The organism is Bradyrhizobium arachidis, from assembly GCF_024758505.1.
GTDB classification, from domain to species: domain Bacteria; phylum Pseudomonadota; class Alphaproteobacteria; order Rhizobiales; family Xanthobacteraceae; genus Bradyrhizobium; species Bradyrhizobium manausense_C.
Genome location: NZ_CP077970.1, coordinates 692,702 through 715,056 on the forward strand (window position 1 = coordinate 692,702; position 22,355 = coordinate 715,056).

General features: G+C 65.4%; 16 protein-coding genes and 1 riboswitch. Of the genes, 7 read left to right on the forward strand and 9 right to left on the reverse strand.

The window, feature by feature from the left end; genetic code table 11:
* Nucleotides 1–141: 141 nt before the first annotated feature.
* The gene (locus KUF59_RS03225; protein ID WP_212460708.1) at nt 142–2,091 is read left to right on the forward strand and encodes a DEAD/DEAH box helicase; all 1,950 of its coding nucleotides are present in this window, start codon (nt 142–144) and stop codon (nt 2,089–2,091) included.
* Nucleotides 2,092–2,100: 9 nt separating this feature from the next.
* On the opposite strand, the gene KUF59_RS03230 is transcribed toward KUF59_RS03225, so the two are convergent.
* Genes KUF59_RS03230 through KUF59_RS03245 form a run of 4 tightly spaced genes read right to left on the reverse strand, consistent with a single transcriptional unit; the run spans nt 2,101 to nt 6,702 of the window.
* Nucleotides 2,101–2,490, reverse strand: a complete 390-nt coding sequence (locus KUF59_RS03230; protein WP_212460706.1) for an MAPEG family protein — start codon at nt 2,488–2,490, stop codon at nt 2,101–2,103.
* A 27-nt stretch (nt 2,491–2,517) separates the two neighbouring features.
* Nucleotides 2,518–3,600, reverse strand: coding sequence for a lipocalin-like domain-containing protein (locus tag KUF59_RS03235; protein WP_212460704.1), 1,083 nt, complete (start codon nt 3,598–3,600; stop codon nt 2,518–2,520).
* On the reverse strand, nt 3,590–6,052 hold the full coding sequence (locus tag KUF59_RS03240) for an ABC transporter permease (protein WP_212460703.1): 2,463 nt from the start codon (nt 6,050–6,052) through the stop codon (nt 3,590–3,592). The genes KUF59_RS03235 and KUF59_RS03240 overlap by 11 nt, the downstream gene beginning before the upstream one ends.
* Nucleotides 6,049–6,702, reverse strand: coding sequence for an ABC transporter ATP-binding protein (locus KUF59_RS03245; RefSeq protein ID WP_212460702.1), 654 nt, complete (start codon nt 6,700–6,702; stop codon nt 6,049–6,051). The genes KUF59_RS03240 and KUF59_RS03245 overlap by 4 nt, the downstream gene beginning before the upstream one ends.
* Nucleotides 6,703–6,850: 148 nt before the next feature.
* Here KUF59_RS03245 and KUF59_RS03250 point away from each other — a divergent pair, with 148 nt between their 5' ends.
* Nucleotides 6,851–8,167: an MFS transporter gene (locus tag KUF59_RS03250; protein WP_212460701.1), complete on the forward strand. Its 1,317-nt coding sequence runs from the start codon at nt 6,851–6,853 to the stop codon at nt 8,165–8,167.
* 195 nt (nt 8,168–8,362) lie between these two features.
* Here KUF59_RS03250 and KUF59_RS03255 read toward each other — a convergent pair whose 3' ends face one another.
* The 4 genes from KUF59_RS03255 to KUF59_RS03270 all read right to left on the reverse strand — a co-directional run bounded on the left by KUF59_RS03255 (nt 8,363) and on the right by KUF59_RS03270 (nt 14,363).
* Complete coding sequence (locus KUF59_RS03255; protein WP_212460700.1) at nt 8,363–10,078, reverse strand: N-acyl-D-amino-acid deacylase family protein; 1,716 nt, start codon at nt 10,076–10,078, stop codon at nt 8,363–8,365.
* Nucleotides 10,079–10,283: 205 nt separating this feature from the next.
* Nucleotides 10,284–11,495 carry an MFS transporter gene (locus KUF59_RS03260; RefSeq protein WP_212460699.1) on the reverse strand — a complete coding sequence of 404 codons (1,212 nt, stop codon included), beginning with the start codon at nt 11,493–11,495 and terminating at the stop codon, nt 10,284–10,286.
* A 330-nt stretch (nt 11,496–11,825) separates the two neighbouring features.
* A complete protein-coding gene (locus KUF59_RS03265) occupies nt 11,826–11,987 on the reverse strand; it encodes a hypothetical protein (protein WP_212460698.1) in 162 nt (53 codons plus the stop codon).
* Nucleotides 11,988–12,092: 105 nt separating this feature from the next.
* The gene (locus KUF59_RS03270; protein ID WP_212460697.1) at nt 12,093–14,363 is read right to left on the reverse strand and encodes a TonB-dependent receptor; all 2,271 of its coding nucleotides are present in this window, start codon (nt 14,361–14,363) and stop codon (nt 12,093–12,095) included.
* Between the two features lie 112 nt (nt 14,364–14,475).
* Nucleotides 14,476–14,672, reverse strand: a riboswitch (cobalamin riboswitch).
* A gap of 134 nt (nt 14,673–14,806) precedes the next feature.
* Here KUF59_RS03270 and KUF59_RS03275 point away from each other — a divergent pair.
* The 5 genes from KUF59_RS03275 to KUF59_RS03295 all read left to right on the forward strand — a co-directional run bounded on the left by KUF59_RS03275 (nt 14,807) and on the right by KUF59_RS03295 (nt 21,194).
* On the forward strand, nt 14,807–15,832 hold the full coding sequence (locus KUF59_RS03275; protein ID WP_212460780.1) for a FecCD family ABC transporter permease: 1,026 nt from the start codon (nt 14,807–14,809) through the stop codon (nt 15,830–15,832).
* Nucleotides 15,829–16,608, forward strand: coding sequence for an ABC transporter ATP-binding protein (locus KUF59_RS03280; protein ID WP_212460696.1), 780 nt, complete (start codon nt 15,829–15,831; stop codon nt 16,606–16,608). The genes KUF59_RS03275 and KUF59_RS03280 overlap by 4 nt, the downstream gene beginning before the upstream one ends.
* A gap of 2 nt (nt 16,609–16,610) precedes the next feature.
* Complete coding sequence (locus KUF59_RS03285; RefSeq protein ID WP_212460695.1) at nt 16,611–17,438, forward strand: ABC transporter substrate-binding protein; 828 nt, start codon at nt 16,611–16,613, stop codon at nt 17,436–17,438.
* A gap of 240 nt (nt 17,439–17,678) precedes the next feature.
* Entirely contained in the window at nt 17,679–19,007 is a 1,329-nt protein-coding gene (locus KUF59_RS03290) for an HlyD family secretion protein (RefSeq protein WP_258768195.1), read from the forward strand.
* Nucleotides 19,008–19,019: 12 nt separating this feature from the next.
* Complete coding sequence (locus KUF59_RS03295; protein WP_212460694.1) at nt 19,020–21,194, forward strand: glycosyltransferase; 2,175 nt, start codon at nt 19,020–19,022, stop codon at nt 21,192–21,194.
* A gap of 114 nt (nt 21,195–21,308) precedes the next feature.
* On the opposite strand, the gene KUF59_RS03300 is transcribed toward KUF59_RS03295, so the two are convergent.
* Nucleotides 21,309–22,349 (reverse strand): MBL fold metallo-hydrolase, encoded by a 1,041-nt coding sequence (locus KUF59_RS03300; RefSeq protein WP_212460693.1) that lies wholly within the window; start codon nt 22,347–22,349, stop codon nt 21,309–21,311.
* Nucleotides 22,350–22,355 lie beyond the last annotated feature (6 nt).

The following is a 22,355-nucleotide window of genomic DNA, read 5'->3' on the forward strand; positions in this document are numbered from 1 at the left end:
CGGGGCATGGTGCTTTGGCCGCTCTTGGCGTAAAGCGTGCATCAAATTGCCACGCGTGCGGCTGTGCCGTCTGCCGGGCACGCAGCCCGGGTCATTTGACCTGACGTTCTGCGCCTGAACCCAACCAAGGCTTTCCATCTCGTGTCATTCCCGACCACAAGTGCGCCGCTCGCCCGAGCATTGGCCGAGCGCAGCTACGATCGTCCGACCCCTGTTCAGCTTGCCGTGCTTGCGGACGAAGCGGTCGACCGCGACCTGCTCGTCTCGGCTCAGACCGGCTCGGGCAAGACCGCCGCCTACGGATTGGCGATCGCAAACAATCTGCTCGGCACGGACGAGAGATTCGAACAGGCGGCCGCACCGCTTGCCCTCGTCGTGGCCCCGACCCGCGAGCTCGCCTTGCAGGTCCAGCGTGAACTTGCATGGCTCTATGGGCACGCCGGTGGTCGCGTCGTCTCCTGTGTCGGCGGCATGGACCCGCGCCGCGAGCAGCGCGAGCTTGCCGCGGGCGCGCACATCGTGGTCGGGACGCCCGGCCGCTTGTGCGATCATCTGCGGCGCGGCCGTCTCGACATTTCCGAGTTGAAAGCGGTCGTCCTCGACGAGGCCGACGAGATGCTCAATCTCGGCTTTCGCGAGGATATGGAGTTCATCCTCGAGACGACGCCGGAGACGCGCCGCACGCTGTTGTTCTCGGCGACGTTTCCGCGCGGCATCGTCGCGCTGGCAAAGCAGTATCAGCAAGACGCGTTTCGCATCGAGGTCGCAGGCGACGAAGGCGGCCACGCCGATATCGAGTACCGTGCCATCCGGATCGCGCCTGCCGATGTCGAGCACGCGGTCGTCAACGTCTTGCGCTACTTCGAGGCGCCGAGTGCGCTCGTGTTTTGCAACACGCGCGAGGCCGTCAGGCATCTGCAGGCGGCACTTTTGGAGCGTGGTTTTTCCGTGGTCGCTCTCTCCGGCGAGTTGACGCAGAACGAGCGAACCCAGGCGCTGCAGGCGCTGCGGGATGGACGCTCCCGCGTCTGCGTGGCGACCGATGTGGCGGCGCGCGGCATCGACCTGCCGAGCCTCGACCTCGTCATTCATGCGGACCTGCCAAACGACGCGGAAGTCTTGCAGCATCGCTCCGGTCGCACGGGCCGTGCAGGCCGCAAGGGCGTCAGCGTCCTGCTGGTGCCGCCAGCGCGACGACGGCGTGCGGAACTGCTGCTCAACCTGTCCGGCTCGGATGCGATCTGGGGCACGGCGCCGCAGGCAGATGACATCCGCAAGCTCGATCATGAGCGCATGCTGAAGGATGCGGTCTTCTCGGAGGAGACGACATCAGACGATCTTCTTCTGGCGCAGGCATTGCTCGCCGAGCGGTCGCCCGAGGATATCGCCGCGGCGCTCGCGCGACTTTATCGCGCGCGGCTTCCCTCGCCCGAAGATATCATCGATCCCGGCGAGGATCGCGGCCGGCCGCGTGACGGTCGCGGCCGGGATAACGCCCGATCCTCGCGCGACGATGATCGCCCGGCCGCGCCGCGGTCGAAGTCGGGAAAATCATCGTCGCGTCACGGCATGGCGGAGCCCAGCGTATGGTTTCGTGCCGCGATCGGAAAACGCAAGAATGCGGAAGCGCGCTGGCTGCTGCCGATGATCTGCCGTCGCGGCGGCATCGACAAGCGCGACATCGGTGCGATCAAGATCATGGACACCACGACCGAGTTCGAGATCGCCGAGCGGGTCGCCGACTCCTTCGCCGTCAAGGTCCGGCGTCCCGACAAGGAAGACAGCATTCGTATCGAGCCGCTGGCAGACGCTCCGCAGGCGCCTTCAGAGAAGCGCTCGCACGCGCCCCGGCGCGAGGCCCGCGACGGCGATCACGGTGCGCGTCGAGAGGACGATTCGCGTGATACTACCGGACCGAAGCATCGCGGCAAGCACAGCGACGGCGGGTCAAAATTCGGCGGCGAGCCGGCTTTCGCCAAGAAAAAGAAACGTCAGAACAAGCCCGGCCACGTCGAGCAACCGCGCGGCGTGACCGAATGGTCCGCGAAGGGCGGGTCCGGAAAGAAATCGAAGAAGAAGCGCCGCGGCTGATCCGCCGCCTCAGTGCGCCAGCCGCCACGCCACCGCACCCAGCGCGCCGATCCACAGCGCCAGGCTTGCCATGGCCTGGATCGCAAAGCCCGGGCCGCGCTTGGCGGCTTCCTTTGAATAGCCGATGAAGTAGACGATGCGGCCGATGATCCAGACCGCGCCGATCGCGGCCGCGATCGCATCGCTGAAATAGATCGCGAACAGCCACAGCGACGGCAGGAAGATCGGCATCCATTCCAGCGTGTTCATCTGGATGCGGAAGGCGCGCTCGAAATCCGGATGGCCCGACATCGCCGGCGCCTTGACGCCCGTCGCGACGCGCGACCGTGAGACGTTGATGCTGGTGTAGAAGTAGAGCGCGATGGCAAGCAGCGTGACGAGGGCGGTGAGGTGGTGCATTGCTAGGTCCTTCAACGAGCTGGCGGTTCAATAGCCCGTCAATTCGAGATAGCCAACGCCATTATGCGTGCCGGCAAAGCTGATCGGTCCTTCCCAGTAGGAAAATCCCGTCCCCATCCAGGCCTTTGAATTGAGCGGCTTGCAGGAAATCAAGAAAGATCGCGACGGGATCGCGATCTGCCATTCGACGGGCAGCTTGCGTCCGGCAACCTCCGCCGTTGCCTTTGGCGTCATCTGGATGTCGCGGCCGGTGATCGCTTCCGTACTGCCGTCCGCTGCGATCCAGTTGCCGAAGGGATAATCCTGCCCGTCCTTCTGCCGCAGCCGGTACAGCATCAGCTTGTCGCCGGACGAAAGATGCAGCGACAGCCAGTCCCATCCCGTTTGATCTGACGCGAGCGGCTGGCTGCTCCATTCGCGGTCCATCCAGGCCTGGCCCGACACATCCACGGTCTTGTCGTCGACCGTCAGCGTACCCTGGGCGCGGAAGAATGGCTGGCTGTAGTAGTAGGATGCCTGGCCGCGTTCGGATTTGCGACTGAAGCCGGCATCGCCTTGCAGCACCACTGCGCGATCGGCCTGCAGCGTCAGCGCGTAGCTGAAATTGGCGGCCGATGCCTTCAACACCACCGGCGCCAGCGTGCGATCGTCCGTGGTGTCTGTCCCCTTCATCTCCCAGGCATCGATCCAGGCCGCAAACGGCTTTGCCGTCACGCCGGCCTGTCCGACGCCACCGCGCGCAAACAATTCGCTGAAGCGATGGGTATCGGCGCGGGTCACGGCCGCATGCGCCATCCAGATGTGTTGGTTGGCCCAGCCCTCGCGTTGCGGCGGCGCTGCTGCGGCCTGCCGAAACAGCGTCCATTGCAACCCGCATGGCGCGCCCGTGGCGTCGACGAGGTTCGCCGTCAGGTACCACCATTCGATGCGAAAATCCGGATGCGGGCCGTGATCGGCGGGGAAAGCGAAGGTCTTTCCCGGCACGACCGGCGCAAAGCCGTCGGCGGTCTCGCCCAGCCCCGCATATCCCTGCGCGAATGCCTGGCGCGGCAGAGTGAGGGCGGCGAGGCCGCCCGCAAAGGCGCGACGCGATATCCGGTCACCGCTCATTGGCAAACACCTTCACGAGATTGGCTGGCTGCATCCGTGCAAGCCGCAACACGGGCAGCAGTGCCGCGAGCAGGGATGCCAGGAGCGCTACCGCGACGAGCTCCACCAGTTGCAGCGGAAACACGTGGAACGGCAGCCGCCAGCCAAAGGCCTTCACGTTCACGATCGCGATCAGGCACCACGCCACCAAGAGTCCCAGCGGCAGCGCGAGCAGGGCGGTGAACAGCGCGACCGACAGCGTCTTGGTCAGCTCGATCGCGGCGAGCCTCGGCCGCGTGATGCCGATCGCCCAGAGCGGCGCGAGCTGCGGCAGGCGCGAATTGGCGAGCGTCAGCAGGCTGGTCAGCAGCGCGATGCCGGCGACGCCGAGCGTGAAGGCGTTGAGCGCCGACGTCACCGCAAAGGTGCGGTTGAAGATGCGTATCGATTCCGCCTTCACCGTGGCCTGGTCGGCGACGCCGCGGTCGTCGAGCGCAAACTGTTTTTGGAGCGCCGAGATCAGTTCCGGAATCTTGTCCCGTGGCACGATGAGCCCCATCCGCGTCTGAGGAACTTGCGGAAAGTGCCGCATCAGGGCCGCGACATTGACGGTGAGCTGCCCCTTGGGATTGCCGTAATCGGCATAGATGCCGGCGATGTCGACCTCCCAGGCGCCGCCCGGCGCCGGGATCTCGATGACGTCGCCGACGCGAACGTTCAAGCGCCGGCTCAATTGCTCGCTGATGAAGGCGGCATTGCCCGGCACGAGCCGTTTCCAGGCCTGCGGCGCCGTCTCCAGCAGCGGCCAGCGCTCGCGATAGAGCGCGTGATCAGGCAGCCCGAGCAGTTCTACCGGCTGTCCTGCGACTTGAGTCTCGGCGCGCCCGCCCGACAGAATGGCTTCGACCTCGCTCCGCTCGCGCAGCCAGCTCCTTATCGCGACCGCCTTCGCATTGTCTGATGCGCTGACGTAGACGTCGGCTGCGAGTCGCCCGTTCAGCCAACCGAGGAAGGTGCGACTAAAACTTTCGACCATGGTGGAGACGCCGACATTGACGGCGAGCGCAAGCAGCAGCGCCATCAGCGCCAGCGACAGGCCGGAGAGCTGCTGGCGGCTATCGGCCCAGAACCACAGCGCGAGCGGGGAGCGCGCGCTGCGCTGGCCGGTGCGCAGGATGATCTCGAGGAACGCCGGCAGGATCAGTGCCGTGCCGAGCATCAGCGCGGCCAGCACGCCAAAGCCTGCGATCAGGGAATCGCCATAGCGCAGCAGGAGCGCCGCCACTACGAACACCGCAAGTGCCGCCGACCCTTGCAAAATCAGCCAGCGGTACTGGGCCTGCTGCCAGGCCTGCGGCTGCGCCGTCGCGAGCAGCGGCAGACGGATCGCCTTGGCAAGGCTGGTCGCGGCCGCTATCAGCGCGCCAAAGATGCTGATGCCGATGCCGGCGAACCACCATTCCCCGCGCAGCGCTAGCTGCCCCGGAATCTGCGCGCCATAGAGCCCGCGCAGCGACGCCGCGACGTCAGGCAGCAGCGCCGCCGCGATGAAGTAGCCGCAGACGAGCCCGACGATGCCGGCAACGAGTGCCAGCGCCACCAGCTCGAACACCAGCACCGTGTTCAGCAGGCGCGCCGAAGCGCCGCAGGCACGTAACGTGCGCAGCATCGGCAGCCGCTGCTCGAATGCGAGACCAACAGCCGAGTTGACGATGAAGAGGCCCACGAAGAACGACAGCAGGCCAAAGGCGGTGAGATTGAGGTGAAAGCTGTCGGTGAGCCGTTCGAGCTCGGTCTCCGCGTCTGGTTCGACCAGTTGCAGGCGGTCGCCGACGACGCTGGCGAGTGGCGCCGGCTTGCTCTTGGCTTTGCCGATCAGGAGTCGCGAGATCTGGTCCGGCTTGCCCAGCAGGCGCTGCGCGACGCCGATGTCCACCACCAGCACGTCTGATACGAGCTGCGGCTGCACGCGCAACGGCGGCAATTTTGCGCCATTGCTGATCTGGAGCGCGGTGCCCTCGATCGCCTGCAGATCGCCGAGCGTTTCCCGCGCGATCAGGGTCTGGCCGGGTGGACCGACGAAGGCGGCGAGATCGGAGCCACCGAGGCTCGGCGCGTTGCCGACATCGGCCGGCAGCGTCACCGGCTCGATGCCGAGCAGGCGGATCGATCGCCCGTTGACCTGGACGCGTCCCTCCAGCATCGGCGACACCGGCCAGCCGGCGCGCCGCAGCTTGACGAAAAATTCCTGCGGGAAGGTTGCGCTGTCAGGCGCGACCAGCATCGCCGTGCGCGTGCCGCCAAACGTTGCGGCGGCGCGGTCATAGGCATTGCGCGCCTGCTGGTTGATCGCCTGCACGCCACTCCACAGTGCGGTCGCCGAGATCAGGCCGATCAGCAGCGTCGCAAGCTGCATCGGATGCCGCCGCCAATGGCTGAGCAGCACGGCCAGGATCCACAACGCGCGTCTCACGACACGCGCCCCGCATGCAGGGTGACGTGGCGGTCGAGCGTGGCGGCGAGATGCAGGCTGTGCGTCACCATCAGAAAGCCGCAGCCGGTGCGCGCCACGAGGTCGCGCGCCAGCGCCAGCACCTTGTCGGCGGTCTCCTCGTCGAGATTGCCGGTCGGCTCGTCCGCGAGCAGCAGGGTGGGCTTGATCGCCAGAGCGCGGCCGATCGCGACGCGCTGCTGCTGGCCGCCGGAGAGCTGCTCGGGATAGCGCTTCAGCAGCTTTCCAAGCCCGAGCCGCTCGATGAGCTCGCCGTGCCAGGCCCCATCATGCCGGCCGGCGATCCGCGCCTGGAAGGCGAGGTTGTCGTCGACCGACAGGCTCGGGATCAGATTGTATTGCTGGAAGACCAGCCCGAGCCGGTCGCGCCGGAGTGCCGCGCGGCCTGAGTCCGAGAGGCCGGTGATCTCGGTGCCTTCGAGCGCGATGATGCCGCCATCGGCGGCGTCCAACCCCGCGATCAGGTGCAGCAGCGTGCTCTTGCCGCTGCCGGATTCGCCGGTCAGGGCCACGCGCTCGCCGGCTTTGACGTCGAGATCGACGCCGCGCAGCACGTGGACCGGCTCGCCGGCTGAGGTGAAGGTCTTTGAGAGGTTCTTGATATGAAGCACGGTGAATAGCGTCTGACGGAATTGACCTTCATGTTGCGTAGCACACTTGCTGCGGAAATGCCGGGGTTGCGTTGCCACCAAGCCCGTTGCTAGCATCCGCGCCGGCCAAACCAAAAAAGTGCCAAAAAAGACAGGACGGGGGAGAGATATGAGCGTGCAAGCAACGCCCGGGACGCCGGGCGAGACGACGCCGAAGGGCGCCTGGACCATCACGTTTCTCCTGTTCCTGTTCATGTTGGTGAACTTTGCCGACAAGATCGTCGTTGGCCTCGCCGGCGTGCCGATCATGACCGATCTCAAGCTCGAGCCGGAGCAGTTCGGCCTGCTCGGGTCGTCCTTCTTCTTCCTGTTCTCGATCGCCGCGATCGTCGTCGGCTTCATCGTCAACAAGGTGCCGACGCGCTGGGTGTTGCTGGTGCTGGCGCTGATCTGGGCGCTGGCGCAGTTTCCGATGGTCGGCACCGTCAGCTTCACCACGCTGCTGATCTGCCGCATCATACTCGGCGCCGGCGAGGGGCCGGCGTTCTCGGTCGCGGCCCACGCCATCTACAAATGGTTTCCCGACGAGAAGCGCACGCTGCCGACCGCGATCCTGTCGCAGGGCTCGGCCTTCGGCGTCATCCTCGCCGTGCCGGCGCTGAACTGGATCATCGTCAACTATTCCTGGCACTACGCCTTCGGCGCGCTCGGCGTCGTCGGCCTGATCTGGGTCGCGGCCTGGCTCGCGCTCGGCAAAGAGGGGCCGCTCGAGAGCACGCACCCCTCGCTCGCGTCCGAGGTGAAGATTCCTTATCTTCAGCTCCTGACCTCGCGCACCTTCATCGGCTGCTGCGCGGCGACGTTTGGCGCCTATTGGGCGCTGTCGCTCGGGCTCACCTGGTTCACGCCCTTCATCGTCAAGGGGCTCGGCTTCTCGCAGAAGGAGGCCGGCTTCGTCTCGATCCTGCCCTGGGTATTCGGTGCCACCATCGTCATCCTCGCTGGCTGGATCTCGCAGGTGATGATGGCGCGCGGCTCCACCACCCGAATCGCCCGCGGCGTGCTCGGGTCGGTGCCGCTGGTAGCAGGCGGGTTGATCCTCGCGATGATGCCCTATGCCAACAGCGCCGGCCTGCAGATCGCGTTCCTCGTCGTCGGCTCCGGCCTCTGCGGCGCCATCTACGTGGTGTGCCCGCCGATGCTCGGCGAGTTCACGCCGGTGTCGCAGCGCGGCGCCGTGATCGCGATCTACGGCGCGATCTACACCCTCGCCGGCATGATCGCGCCGTCCGTGATGGGCAGCGTGATCCAGCGCGCCGGCTCCACGCTCGACGGCTACCTGACCGGCTTCACCATCAACGCCGTGGTCATGGTGGCGTCGGGCCTGCTCGGCCTGCTGCTGCTCTGGCCGAACACGGAAAGGGCACGGCTGACGCGCGCCGCGCCGCAGGCGGATGCGTTGAAGAGCGCGGTGTCGCCGACGTAGGATTTCAGCGAGCGTCGTTCTTACCCTCCCCTGGAGGGGGAGGGTCGATCGCGCGCAGCGCGAGCGGGGTGGGGTGACGGTCCCTCCGCATCGAACACTGCCCGTGCTGAGGGATCACCCCACCCCGTCTCACATTTCGCTTTGCTCAATGTGAGCCGACCCTCCCCCTCCAGGGGAGGGTGATCTGCGATCCCGCTACCGCATCCCCTGCGCCCCGCGGATCAGCCGCCCCGGTCGTTGCCCTGTGGCTTCGCCATGCCGCCGCGTCACCACGCCCGACACGATGGTCGCGTCGTAGCCGTCGACATCCTGCAACAGCCGTCGCCCGCCGACCGGCAGATCGTAATGCACCTTTGGCGGATGCAAATGCAGGCGGTCGTAGTCGATCACGTTGACGTCGGCCTTGTAGCCCGGCGCAAGCAGGCCGCGATCATAGAGCCCGACCGACAGCGCGGTCTTGCGCGACTGCGCGGCGATGACGAACGGGACCGACAGCTTTTCGCCGCGCTTGCGGTCACGGGTCCAGTGCGTGAGCAGATAGGTCGGAAAGCTGGCATCGCAGATGATGCCGCAATGCGCGCCGCCGTCGGAGAGGCCGGGCACGGATTGCGGATCGGTCAGCATCTCGCGCGTCGCATCGAGATTGCCGTCGGCATAGTTGAGGAACGGCACGTAGAGCATGCCGCGGCCCTCGTCGATGAGCATCGCATCATAAGCGAGCTCTTCCGGCAGCCTTCCTTGCCTGCGTGCCTGCGGACCCAGCGCGTTCTCCGGCGGTTGCTCGTAGTCGGGGGGATCGCCGAGCAGAAACATCTTGTCATAGTCCGGCTTGAAGAATAGCGGATCGTCAGTTGCGGTCGCCGTCTCCTTCATGATCGCGGCGCGCACCTCCGGCTGGCGCAGCCGCGCGAGCCGCTCCTTCAGCGGCAAATGCGCGATCGCCTTGTAGCTCGGATGGGTCTGGAACGGGTTGCGCGACAGCTCGAGCCCAAGCAAGAGGCCGACCGGCCGTGCCGCGATCTGCGCGGTGATGGAGAGGCCGCGCTTCGCAGCGGCGTTGATCTCGTCCAGCGTCTGGCGCCAGCGTTTTGGCGCGCGGTCGTTCTGGGTGATCGAGAAGGAGATCGGGCATTTTGTGGTGTCGGCGACCCGCAGCATCATCGGCAGGTCTTCGTGGATGGTGGAGAGATCGAGCACGAATTGCAGCACGCTGCGCCCCTCGCCGTGCATCGCGCCGGCAATCGCGGTCAGCTCGTCCTCGCCGGCCTTCAAGGTCGGCGTGAAATCGCCGGTCGAGGTGCGGTGGTTGAGCGTGCGCGAGGTCGAAAAACCGAGCGCGCCGGAGCGCACCGCTTCGCCGGCAAGCTTTGCCATCGCCGCGTTGTCTACGGCGGTGGAGGGATCGCGGCGCGCGCCGCGCTCGCCCATCACATAGACGCGCAGCGCCGCATGCGGCAGTTGCGCGCCGACGTCGATGTCGAAATCGCGTTTTGCCAGCCAGTCCATGTAGTCAGGAAAACTCTCCCAGGCCCAGGGAATGCCGGCGCTCAAGACAGGCTCGGGAATGTCCTCGACGCCTTCCATGAGCTGGATCAGGCGGGTGTGGTCGGCGGGCTTGCAGGGCGCAAAGCCGACGCCGCAATTGCCCATGATCGCCGTCGTGACGCCATTCTGCGAGGACGGCGTGATGTCCTGGCTCCAGGTGACCTGGCCGTCATAATGGGTATGGACGTCGACAAAACCCGGCGTCACCAGCCTGCCGCGCGCGTCGATCTCCTCGCGCCCTTTTGCTGTGACCTTGCCGACTTCGCTGATCCGGCCGCCTGTGACGGCGACATCGGCCTCATACAGCTCACCGCCGTGTCCATCCGCGATCGTGCCGCCGCGGATCACCAGATCAGGATTGCTCATGGCGTTTCTTCCCGTTGTTGTTGTTTCTTTCGTCGTCCCGGACAAGCGCAGCGAAGCGGAGCGCAGATCCGGGACCCATAACCACAGGGAGAAGTTTGGCGAAGATTGGAAACCACGAGTCTTCGCCAAATTACTCCCTGGGGTTATGGGTCCTGGCCCCCGTGCGCAATTGCGCATTCGGCCAGGACGACACTTGAGTTTGTGGCTACGCCGTCGCCGTCCGCTCCCGCCGCTCCGTGAGCAGCGACAAGAACACGGTCGCGACCATGAACATCACGGAGGCGCCAAACACCCAGTGCGGCGCGTTCTGGTCCATGATCCAGCCGAACAGCAGCGGGCTGATGATGCCGCTGAAGTTGAAGCCGGTGGAGACGATGCCGAAGGCGCGGCCAGCGGCGCCGGCGGGCACTGCGTTTCGCACCAGCATGTCGCGCGACGGCGTGATCACACCTCCCAGGAAGCCGGCCGAGGTCATTGCCACGGCGAGCAGCCACGCGGGCATGGCAACGGTTGCGATCGCCAGCACGACCAGCGCATTCACCGCGAAGCAGAAGGCAGCGAACTGGCCATGCCGGTGGGTGCGGTCGGCAAGGAAGCCCCCGGCGAGCACGCCGACGGCGCTTGCGGCGAGGAACGCGGTCAGCGCAGCATTGGCGGACGAATAGGACGCGCCGTAGCCGCCCATCAGTGCCACCACGCCGAAATTGTTGATGCCGGCGTTCGACAGGCCGAGCAGCATGAAGAAGATCGTCAGCAGGATCAGCGCCGGTGAGATGATGTTCTGCTTCGCGATACTCTCGCCGCCGGCCTTCATCCTGTGGGCGCCGGCATCGGGAAGATTCATCGCCACCAGCAGCAGCGCGACCAGCACGCCGACCGCGCCGGATATGATCAGCGCCCCGGCGCCGCCGGTCGTGGCGACCAGCGCCGCAACGATCGCGGGCGCGACCGCCCCGCCGACGAAACCGGCAAAGGTGTGGATCGAGAACGCGCGGCCCATCCGCGCCTCGTCCATGTGCTCGGCCAGGATGGCGTAGTCGGCCGGGTGATAGACGCTGTTGGCAAGCCCGAGCAGCACGGCGCAGGCGATCAGCGAGGAATAGCTCAGATGCAGGCCGAGCAGGATCAGCGCCAGCCCGCCCATGACGAGGCCGCCGAGCAGGATCTTCCGCGCACCAAAATGGTCGACGAGATAGCCGGTCGGCGCCTGCGTCAGGCCCGACACGACCGCGAACACCGTCAGCGCAAAGCCGAGCTCGATATAGCCGACCCCGAGCTGCGCCTTCAGGAACGGGAACAGCATCGGCAGGACCAGCAGATGAAAATGGCTGACCCAGTGCGCGATCGAAATCCCGGTTAGCGTGCGCAGCGCACTGTCCGCCTTGCCTTGCTGCGGTGCGGCGAGAACGTCGACCATCAGTTCCGTTTCACTCCCGAATGGAGGCGCAAACTATCGGGGGAAGCGGATATTTGTCCATGAATACGGGCGCATGGCAGGTAGTGCGCGAGGGGTGTTTACGGCCGGAATCGCAATCGCGTTCGCTGGCCGAATGAGCGCTCGATATCTCTCCAACCGTCGTCCTGGCGAAGGCCCAGGACCCATAACCTCAGGGAGGAGTTTGGCGAAGAACAGGAGTTACCTTGGTACTCCCATCGCGTGTCATCGATAGATCACGCGGTATGGGTCCTGGCCTGCGCCAGGACGACAGTGGAGAGCGTGGCGCGAGCGTGCCGCCAAACGCCACCCCTACAACGGCTCGTCATCCGTCCCGTAACGGTCGCGCTTGGGGGTGGCGATGTCGCCGTCCTCGTCATCGTCGTCGGTGTCGCGCGGCGGCGGCTTCTTGGCCTTGTCGTCGGTCTTCTTGACGTCGGCCACCTTCGGCGGCGGGTTCTTGTTGCCGGCCATGGCATTCCTCGAATGGTGATGCTTGGGCCGATGTTAGCCGGAAATCGCGTGATTTTCTTGACCTTTCTCAACCCGGCCGGACTGCACCGGCCGGGCATCGATCGCTCAGAACGTTGCGCCGGCCTTCAGCAGATAGGTGCGGCCGGGCAGCGGATAGGCGCTGAAGCGGCCGCTCGTGAAGGTGCTCGCGATCGCATAGTCGTAGTAGAGCGCGTTCAAAACGTTGTTGACGCTGAACGACCAGAAGAAGCGCTCGTACTGGCCGGAGAGCTTGAGATCGATCGTGGCGTCGGCCGGGATCATCCTTTGCGTATTGGCCTGGTCGTTGTCCATGCGGCGCTCGGACCAGAAGCGCGCGGTGGCATCGAGCACGACGAAATTCTGCCAGATGTTCCAGGTCAGGCCCGCATTCGCGGTGTAGCGCGACACCAGCGGAACGTCGTTGCCGGCCCAGATGCCCTCGCGAAAGGTCGCCCGCGTGTAGGCCATGCCGGTCCGCAGCAGCAGCAGCTCGTTGACGCGATAGGAGACACTGGTCTCCGAGCCGTAGCGCCGGGTCGGGTCGAGATTGGTGTTGAAGAACAGCACCGGGCTGAAATGGAGCTCGTTGCTGAGGTCCATCAGGTAGACGCTGGTCTGCATCTGCAGCCCGCCGCCCTTGATGCGCAGCCCGCCTTCGACGTCCTGCGAGGTCTGGGTCTTCAACTGGAAGGTCTGCGGGATCGGCAGGAAGGTGAACGGGTCGAACGACGGCCCCGACGACACGCGCTCGTCGACGTCGGGCGTGCGGAACGCGCGCGCGGCGCGGCCGAATATCGAGAACACGTCATTGAGCCGATGTTCGGCACCGAGATGCAGCGCATATTGCGTCTCGTTGCTGTCGAGAGGCAGCGCACCGATATCGGCGCCGAAGATCGCCGTGTTGAAGGGCGCTGTCGCGTCGAACCGGTCGCGCGCCGACAGATTGATGTTCTGCATGCGCGCGCCATAGGAGATATCGGTGGTCGGAGCGACCCCGACCGTGTGCTGGAAATAGCCGGCGACCGTCTGCTGGCGGAGGTCATAGGTGTGCCATGGCGCGAGGCCCTGGCCGGCACCGCGCTTCTGCTCAAAGCTCGCATCGTAATAGTCGATGCCGGTGAGCAGCGTCGACGGCATGCCGAACAACATGCTCTTGACGCTGAGCCGCGGCGTGATCGACCAGGTCTGCAGATGCGCATCCACATAGCTGGAGGTGAAGAGGGCCGGCACCGGCGTCGGACTGGAGAAGAAAGCGCCCTGCTGCTTCTTGTCGCGCACGCCGCCGTCGATGATCAGGTCGACGCCGTTGATGAGCGTTTTGGTGAAGCCGGCGGTCGCGCTGGCGCCCTGCTGGTTGGCGTAGTCGAACGGCGTGGTCGCGCCGCGGCGGTCGGTCGTGACCAGGTCGACGCCGATGGAGGGATCGACGAGGCGCCCGCCGGGCAGCCGCAGCTCCTGATTGTCGCCGGTCACGTTGAAGAACGCGGTGAAGCCGGGCGAGGTGTAGTTGAGATTACCGACGCCGTTCTCCTGGACGTACTGGTTGTTGGCGCGATAGCCGTCGGTCTTCACCGCGTTGCCGTAGAACGAGGTCGACCAGTTGCCGAAATTCAATGCGGTCGAGACCGCGCCCTGTCGCGTGTTGAACGAGCCAAAACCGCTCTCGACGCGCAAGGACACCGGCGGGCCGCCGACGCCGGTCTTGGTGACGATGTTGATGGTGCCGCCGACCGCGTTGTCGCCATAGAGCACCGCGCCGGAATTGCCGCGGGTGATCTCGATGCGTTCGATCGAATCGAGCGGAATGGTGGAGAGGTCCACCTGCGCCATGTCGATGTCGTTGAGTCGGCGTCCGTTGATCAGCACCAGCGTGTTGGCGCTGGCGAATGCGCCGAAACCGCGCAAATCGACGGTGGTCTTGGCGGCAACCGGGCCGCCAAAGAGGGTGGTGAGCTGGGCGCCCGGCGTCTGCGTCGCGATGATCTCGGCCAGCGATTGCGCCGGCGAATGCGCGATGTCGGCGGCCGTGATCACGGTGGTGGCGGCGCCGACGATGCCGCCGGACGGTGCGGTATTGGCGGTGCCGGACGCAGTATTGCCCGCGCCGCTCGATGTTCCGCTCGCCGTGCCGCCGCCCTGCGACGCGGTGGACGGCGCGCGGCGTGGCGCAGGCGAAGCCTGGTCGGCGGTCGCGCGCGCCCGCGTCTGGTTCTGGTCGCCGGGCCTGGTGATCTCAACCGGCGGCAATTGTTCGGTGACGATTTGGGCGCGGCCGGCGGTTGCACTGAGGACCAGGAAACCGGAGGCAAGCAGAAGCGAACTGTGTCGCCTCGCGGCTCGATCAACGGAAGGCATGGGTGGACCTCGGCATGACGTCAGTGGCACGTCACAGCGAACGAAGTCTCACCGGCGCGCGTCCCGCTTTCCGACGAGGCCAATGTCCGTACACCCCGACCGACATCATCGCGTGTGACCACGGCTGACGGCAGGTCTCCTGGCTTGCGGGTCGTTACCCTCCGTCGCCTTCCCAGGAACCGAGGACCCCAGTGGCTTTTTGACGAAGAATTCGCCGCTTACAGTTGCGGGGGCAGCCGCGGCCTAGGGAAAAAATCCCGCACCGCATTCCCATTTCGTCCCCGAAGGGAACCGTCCCGTTCATCTAGGAGGCCGCCGAAACAAGAGTCAATCCCGCTACTTTCGATAGGGCCGGTACGTGGTTTGTTCGCCACGCGCTTGTGCCCCGTTCCAGTCGATGTATGAGCATCGTCGCGATGGATTATCAGAACGTACAGACCTTGATGCATGGCGCCGACGCGGCCGCCCGCCGGCGCGCGGGGGTGATCGGTGCGCTCGTTGCGCTGGTCGTCCTGCTGGCGCTGGTCTCGCTCGGGATCGGCGCTGTCAGGCTGTCGCCGCTGACAGTCGTTGAGGCGCTGGTCGGCGGCGGTAGTGATGTCGCTGAGGTGATCGTGCGCGAGATCCGCCTGCCGCGCACGATACTTGCGATCGCGATTGGCGGCATTCTTGGGCTCTCAGGCGCGGCGTTGCAGGGGCTTTTGCGCAATCCGCTGGCCTCGCCGTCGCTGTTCGGCGCGCCGCAATCGGCGGCCTTCGGTGCGGTGCTGATCATCGCGCTGGGATTGGCCGATGTGCGCTCCTATGCGCTGCCGGTGGCGGCGATCGTTGCGGCCTTCGCCTCGGTGTTCGCGCTGCTCGCGATCGCCGGCCGCAATGCCGGGCTGTTGATCCTGATCCTCGCGGGGCTTGCGATCTCCGCGCTGGCGGGCGCCGCGACTGCGCTGGTGATGAATCTCTCCAAAAATGCCTTCATCGTGCTGGAGATCGCGTTCTGGCTGCTCGGCTCGCTGGAGGACCGCAGTTTTCGTCATGTCGCGCTGGCGCTGCCGTTCATCCTCGTCGGCGGCATTATTTTGCTGAGCCAGCGCAGCGCTTTTCGCGCGCTCAGCTTAGGTGAGGAGGCCGCGCAGAGCCTCGGCATCGATGTCGATCGCCTGCGATTGCTGGTCATCTCGGGCGTCGCGCTCGGCGTCGGCGGCGCGGTCGCAGTCTCCGGCACCATCGGCTTCATCGGCCTGGTCGCGCCGCATCTGGTGCGACCCTTGATCGGGCATGATCCGTCGCGGCTCCTGGTGCCGAGCGCGCTTGCCGGGAGTAGCCTGCTGCTCGCCTCCGACATTGCGGTGCGGATTATTCCCTCGACATCGGACATCAAGGTCGGCGTCCTGACCTCGATCATCGGCGTTCCCTTCTTCCTCTATCTCATCGTGCGCGAACGCCGCGCGCTCAGTGGAGGGGTCGCATGAGTGACGCCTTCCTCACCGCGCAAGGTGTCAATGTCAGCCTCGGCAGCCGTGCCGTGCTGCACGATATTTCGCTGTCGCTGTCACCAGGCCATCTCGTCGCGCTGGTCGGGCCGAACGGTGCGGGCAAGACCACGCTGCTGCGCGCGCTCGCGGGCCTCGTGCCGGCAACCGGCAGCATCGAGGTCGGCGGCCGCGCGCTGGCCTCGCTTTCGTTGCGCCAGCGGGCAAGACGCTTCGCCTATCTGCCGCAGGGCCACATCGTGCACTGGCCGCTGCCGGCGCGCGACATCGTCGCGCTCGGCCGCTATCCGCATGGTGCGACCGATCCGGCCCGGCTGTCGCCGCGCGATGCCGAGGCGGTCGCGCGCGCAATGCAAGCCGCCGACGTCGTGGAGTTCGCCGACCGCCGCGCCACCGAACTTTCCGGCGGCGAGCGCAGCCGCGTCGCGCTGGCGCGGGTGCTGGCGACCGAGGCGCCGGTGATCCTTGCGGACGAGCCGACCTCGTCGCTCGATCCGCGCCATCAGCTCGACGTCATGCAGACGCTGCGCAAGGCGGCCGATTCCGGCGTGCTCGTCATCGTGGTGACTCACGATCTCGGTCTCGCGGCCCGTTTCGCCGATCGCGTGCTGGTGATGTCGGCAGGAAAGCTGGTGTCGCAGGGCAAGCCGGTTGAGGCACTATCGGAGCAGGTGCTGGCCGACGTGTTCCGCGTCACGGCCTATCGCGCCGAGCACGACGGCGAAGCCTTGATCGTGCCGTGGGCGGACATTTGACGATGCGGTGCGCGGCGCTGATCATCGCGGCAGTTCTCCTGACGACAGGTCCCTCGCGCGCGGCGCAGCCCCGCATCGCCTCGATGAACGTCTGCACCGACCAGCTCCTGTTGTCGCTCGCCGATCCCGGCCAGATCGTCGGCCTCAGCCGCTATGCGCGCGACGACTGGCAATCCTGGCGCGCCGCCGACGCGCGCAAATTTCCGGTGCTCTCGGGCGGCGCCGAGGACATCCTGGTGCTCAGGCCCGAGGTCGTCGTCGCCAGCCTGTTCGACAAGCGCGCAACGCGCGAATTGCTGCGGGCGAACGGCGTGCAACTCGCAGAGTTCTCCGTGCCGAGGACCGTGGATGAGGTGAAGGCGCAGATTTTGCGGATGGGCGAGATCGCTGATCAGGCCAAGCGTGCCAATGCTGAGATCGCGCGCATCGACGCGGCCGTTCGGCACGCGCGCGAAACGCTCGGACAGCGAAACGATCGCGTGCTGCCGCTGTCGCGCCGCGGCTGGGTCGCCGGCCGCGACAGCCTGCTCGGCGTGGTGCTGCGGGAGGCGGGCTTGCGCAACGCCGCCGACGAGCTCGACATCGCCGACGGCGCCTTCATCTCGCTGGAAGGCATTTTGGCGCTGAAGCCGGACATTTTGCTGCTGTCGGAGGCCGGTGACCGCGCCGAGGACGAAGGCCGCGCCTTCCTGCTGCATCCGGCGCTGGCGCGGTTCTATCCCCCCGACCAGCGCGTCGTGATCCCCGACCGCCTCACCGTGTGCGGCGGCGTGATGCTGGCCGAAGCGCTGGATCTGCTGGTGAGTGAGATGAAGCGGATCGGACGCTAGACGGCGCGCCGACTTCAAGCCGGAACAAGCTGGCATCTTGATTTCCGGTCGGGGGCCGTAATCGTCCGGTTTTGACACGGCGTAACCTAATGTGGTGAAAGCTAGCTTCACTTCTCTCGGTTGTGAAGACGAGTCTGCCGTCGCGGCGCATCCTGGTTTCGACTAGCAGAAATGCGGTCGAGTTGCTCAGTGCCTCGAGGCGCGGACCTCATCCCAACGCTCGAGCCCGCGGCGATCGGCTTGCGCTTCGGGCAGATGCAGCGACCAAAGCCCATTGGAGATCCAGCCGTGGCTCGCTTGCATGTCGAACGTTTCATTCGTAGCCGGATTGTTCGCCGATCCCTGGCGCTCGGGATCATCGCTCTGAGCGGATGGGCCCTGTTGCCCTATGTGACCTACCGAATCGCTCCCTCCGCATTTGTCAATGCCGAGCTCATGCGGGTGACTGCACCGATCGCGGGTCAGCTCTCGCCTGATCTTCCACGCAAGGGTGAGTATTTCGAGCGCGCCCGGATGGTGTCGCTGGTCGAGGCGCGTTCGCCGGATCGCCGGCACCTCATGGACCTTGATCAGCAGCTTGCCGTGTCCACCAAACGCGCCGAGCTTGCACGTCGGCAACTCGAGGAAATTGCCGAGCTCGATCGCAAGCTCCGCGAGCGCAGCGAGGACTATCGTTTGGGGATGATAGCGCGCCTGAACCACGAGATCGACGAAACGGAAGTTGAAAAAGGCGGCTGTCTCGCCGAGGCGCGGCAGCGGAACGATGTCGCGGGCCGGATGGAGAGGCTCGTGAAGCTCGGCATCAGCTCGCAGATACGCTCCGGTGAGGCCCAAGCTTCGCAGGAGGCAACCATAACTCGGTGCCAGATGGCCGACGAACGGCTGCGGCGCCTCAAGACCGAGTTGGGGGCGGCCGAGAAGGGCATCTATCTTCGTGGCGATGCCAACGACGTGCCCTATTCCCAGCAGCAGCGCGAGCGGCTTGTCCTCCGCCGCCAGGAGCTCGAGACGGACCTGTTGCAGAACAGCTCACGTGCCGCGCAGCTGGCCGCGGAAACCGCAGAGGAACGCACGCGACTTGATCGTCTCGATCACTACGATCTGTCCTTGCCCGCAGCCCATGTGGTCTGGTCGGTCGCGGCCAGCCCGGGCTCGATGGTCACGGAAGGGCAATCGGTCTTCGATTTTGCAGATTGCGGACGCCGGTTCATCGTCGTTGAACTACCCGAGCGCGATTTCGAGAAGATCAAGGCCGGAGATGCGGCTACCGTCCGCCTGATTGGGAGCAGCGAATGGAAGACCGGCCAGATCCGGCAAGTCCGCGGATCGGCGGCGTATGGCGATGATCGGCTGCTTGCGGCTCGGGTGCCGCGGCCTGATCCGGGCAACATTACCGTCGAGATATCGCTTCCGCCCAATGAGACGTCGGCCGACCGCAACAGCTCCTGCGATATCGGACGGTTGGCTGAGGTGCGCTTCGAGCGCAGAGCCGACGGCCTGCTACGATTGGTCAGCTCGAAGTTGAGGTGGCTGACCGCTCGCCTGGAGCTCGACCAGTCATTCCTGTGAGCGTGACGTTCCATGCAGGCCATGACTCTGACTCTCTCTCAGCTGTTCGCGCCGATGGTGGGCATCTTTGCTGCGATGTACCTGTTGGCGCCGACCTTTCCAGTCGCGCGCCCTTGGGCGCGTGTCGCGGTCTTTGTCGCGGTTTGGCTTGTGGTCGCCCGCTATCTCGAATGGCGTATCTTCTCCACTGTGCTGCCGGCAGGCGGGGCCTGGTATCAGGTCGGCTGGATCTGGTTCTGTCTCTTCGTCGAGCTTCTGACCTTCACAGATCAGTTCATCCTCTATCTGACTTTCCTTCGCAGGACCGATCGCCGCAGCGAAGCAGATCAGCACGAGCGTCGGCTTCGCGGCCTGCCGGATGACGAGCTGCCCTCGGTCGACGTCCTTATTCCGACCTATGACGAGCCGTTCGAGGTGCTGGAAAAGACGATCACTGGCGCGCTGTGTCTGGACTATCCAAACTTCCAGGTCTGGGTCCTGGATGATGGTCGCAGGCCCTGGCTCACGGAACTCTGCAAGCAAAAGGGCGCCGGCTATCTCACGCGCGCCGACAATTTGAATGCCAAGGCCGGCAATATCAATCATGCCCTGACGAAGACGAGCGGCGAGTTCTTCGCGATCTTCGATGCGGACTTCGTACCGCAGCGCAATTTCCTGATGCGCACGATGGGCTTCTTCGCCGATCCAAAGATCGGAATCGTTCAGATCCCGCACACCTTCTACAATGAGGACCCGATGCAGGCGAATCTCGGCCTGCACAGGGGGCTGCCGGACGAACAACGATTCTTCTTCGATTCGATCATGCCCGCGCGGGACGGCTGGGATGGTGCCTTCTGTTGTGGTTCCAACTCCGTCACGCGTCGCGCAGCGCTCCGCGCGGTGGGCGATGCCTTGCCGACGCAGTCCATTACGGAAGACATTCTGCTGACGCTCGTCCTGCTGCGGAAGGGGTACGTCACCCGCTATCTACGCGAGCCGCTGGCGATTGGACTGGCGCCGGAAAGCCTTGACGCCTTTTTCGTGCAGCGGCAACGCTGGGCGCGTGGCGCGATCCAGACGCTGTATCTCGCCGCCGGCCCGCTCGGCCCCGGACTGGGCTTGATGCATCGGCTCCTGTTCTTTCCTGCGCATTGGCTCTCAATGGGCCTGCGGGCACTCGCGGTCGTGGTGGTCCCGATCGTGTTCATGTGGACGGGCCTTGCGCCTGTCGTCGACGTCACTCCTGAGTCGGTCTTCTACTACTTGTTCCCCGCGATCCTGGCGCTCAACGGCGGCATCTCCTGGTTCGCGCCGCACGAACACTTTCCGCTCGCCGCTCAGGTGTCGGCAACTATCCAGAGCTTCAAGATCCTGCCGACGGTGCTCGGGACTCTCGTCAAGCCGACGGGACATGCGTTCAGGGTGACGCCCAAGGGAGCTGCCGCGCGGCGCGAAAGCTACGCCGCTGAGATATTCTGGCCGTCGGCGGCCCTGATGGCGTTGACGGTGGTCGGCCTGGTTCTGAACACCATCCCGGAATGGCGGATGATCGATCATCCGGCCGCCTTGCCGATGGTCGCCTTCTGGTCGGTCGTGAACATCGTCGTGCTCTTCTTCGTCTGCATGACCTCGCTGCAGGCGCGGATGGGACGTGCCGAGGAGCGGTTCGATATCGACGAATCAATCTTGGTCCAGACTGAGACCGGCGAGCGGTTGTCGGGGCGCGTGAGCAACATCTCCCTCTCCGGCGCCGGCATCCTTCTCGGTTCCAGCATTGACGGTCTTCGTCCCGGAGAACCGCTGCGCGTGCACATCATGCAGGTGGGCTGGATCGACGCGATGATCGTGCAGCAAAGAGGCCAGCTCGTCGGGGTGCAATTCAAATTGCCGCAATCGCTTGAACGAGACCTGCTGATCCGCAAGCTCTTTACCGTCGCCCGTCTGAAGGGGAACGGTGTCATCGCGTGCTCGGTGAACAGGGCGATGCTCAAGAATATCTGGTCAATGGCCGCGCCGTTGCCTCACATTGTTACGAACGGCGCCAAGTCCGCATCGCTTTCGCCGGCTGAGCGTCTTCCGGCAGAGAGCCTGCTCATTCGACCTCAACCGCGGATCGACGATTTGGCACATCTTGCCGGAGTTCGAAGCGGGCATCCGGCAAGTTTCACTGAACCTGGCTTTGGCCCGGTAGCCGGCACGGTGCTCTAGGCCATCAAGCTGAGCTGATTGCTGTTGGTTCGTCGACAGGTCCGTCGATGACGACCAAGCCGGGTGACCTGCGTTGTGCCCTCGGGAGCTGTCATTTATGAGTAAATCACCCAGCTAGCCCCGCACCACCGGCCCGCCCGCCTTCTTCCAGGCATCGATGCCGCCGGCGATGTGCGCGGTGTTGGTGAGCCCGGCATTCTTGGCGGCGGCCACGGCCATCGCCGAGCGCTCGCCGAAGGCGCAGAAGAACACGACGCGGCGGCCGGTGGCGGCCGCCACCTCGCGCAGCATGCCGCCGGGCTTGAGACTGTCCTCGACGGACGGGTAGGGTGTGTGCAGCGCGCCTTCGAGCATGCCGTGCTTGGCGCGCTCGTTGGCCTCACGCAGGTCGACCAGCAGGATATCGGGCCGGCCCAGCGAGCGGATCGCCTCCACGGCGCTGAGCGCGCGGCCTTCCTTCTCCAGCTCCTCCTGATGCAGGCCGACATGCATGTTGGCCGGCACCGCCACATCCATCATCTTCGGATTGGGCAGCTTCAGGTTCGCCATCAGCTCGATATATTCGTCGACCGAGCGCACCTGGAGGCGCGGATTGTAGCGCTTCTCCTCGCCGATGGTGGAGACGGTGTCGCCCTTGTAGTCGTGCGCGGGGAACACCAGCGTCTCCTCGGGCAGCTTCAACAGGCGATTGAAGATCGAATCGTACTGCGCGCGCGACGAGCCGTTCTGGAAGTCGGTGCGGCCGGTGCCGCGGATCAACAGCGTATCGCCGGTGAAGACGCGGTCGCCCATCAGATAGGAATAGGAATCATCGGTGTGGCCGGGCGTATACATGACGTCCAGCGACATACCCTCGATCGTCACCTTGTCGCCGTCGGAGACCCGCATCGCCACCACGTCGGCCTTGCTCTGGTCGCCCATGATGGTCATGCAATGGGTGCGGTCGCGCAATTCACCGAGGCCGGTGACGTGGTCGGCATGGAGATGGGTGTCCACCGCCTTGACCAGCTTGAGGTCGAGCTCGCGCAGCAACTGGCAATAGCGGTCGACCTTCTCCAGCACGGGATCGAGGATCAACGCTTCGCCGCCGGGGCGGCTGGCGAGGACATAGCTGTAGGTGCCCGAAACGCTGTCGAAGAGCTGGCGGAAGATCATGGCGGA

Bases quoted from the DNA above. Each gene is read 5' to 3' on its own strand.
- KUF59_RS03280 (WP_212460696.1), top strand. From the start codon at position 15,829: ATGAGTGACGCCTTCCTCACCGCGCAAGGTGTCAATGTCAGCCTCGGC.
- KUF59_RS03260 (WP_212460699.1), bottom strand. From the start codon at position 11,495: ATGGTCGACGTTCTCGCCGCACCGCAGCAAGGCAAGGCGGACAGTGCG.
- KUF59_RS03265 (WP_212460698.1), bottom strand. From the start codon at position 11,987: ATGGCCGGCAACAAGAACCCGCCGCCGAAGGTGGCCGACGTCAAGAAG.
- KUF59_RS03250 (WP_212460701.1), top strand. From the start codon at position 6,851: ATGAGCGTGCAAGCAACGCCCGGGACGCCGGGCGAGACGACGCCGAAG.
- KUF59_RS03235 (WP_212460704.1), bottom strand. From the start codon at position 3,600: ATGAGCGGTGACCGGATATCGCGTCGCGCCTTTGCGGGCGGCCTCGCC.
- KUF59_RS03270 (WP_212460697.1), bottom strand. From the start codon at position 14,363: ATGCCTTCCGTTGATCGAGCCGCGAGGCGACACAGTTCGCTTCTGCTT.
- KUF59_RS03285 (WP_212460695.1), top strand. From the start codon at position 16,611: ATGCGGTGCGCGGCGCTGATCATCGCGGCAGTTCTCCTGACGACAGGT.
- KUF59_RS03275 (WP_212460780.1), top strand. From the start codon at position 14,807: ATGCATGGCGCCGACGCGGCCGCCCGCCGGCGCGCGGGGGTGATCGGT.
- KUF59_RS03300 (WP_212460693.1), bottom strand. From the start codon at position 22,349: ATGATCTTCCGCCAGCTCTTCGACAGCGTTTCGGGCACCTACAGCTAT.
- KUF59_RS03230 (WP_212460706.1), bottom strand. From the start codon at position 2,490: ATGCACCACCTCACCGCCCTCGTCACGCTGCTTGCCATCGCGCTCTAC.
- KUF59_RS03255 (WP_212460700.1), bottom strand. From the start codon at position 10,078: ATGAGCAATCCTGATCTGGTGATCCGCGGCGGCACGATCGCGGATGGA.
- KUF59_RS03295 (WP_212460694.1), top strand. From the start codon at position 19,020: ATGCAGGCCATGACTCTGACTCTCTCTCAGCTGTTCGCGCCGATGGTG.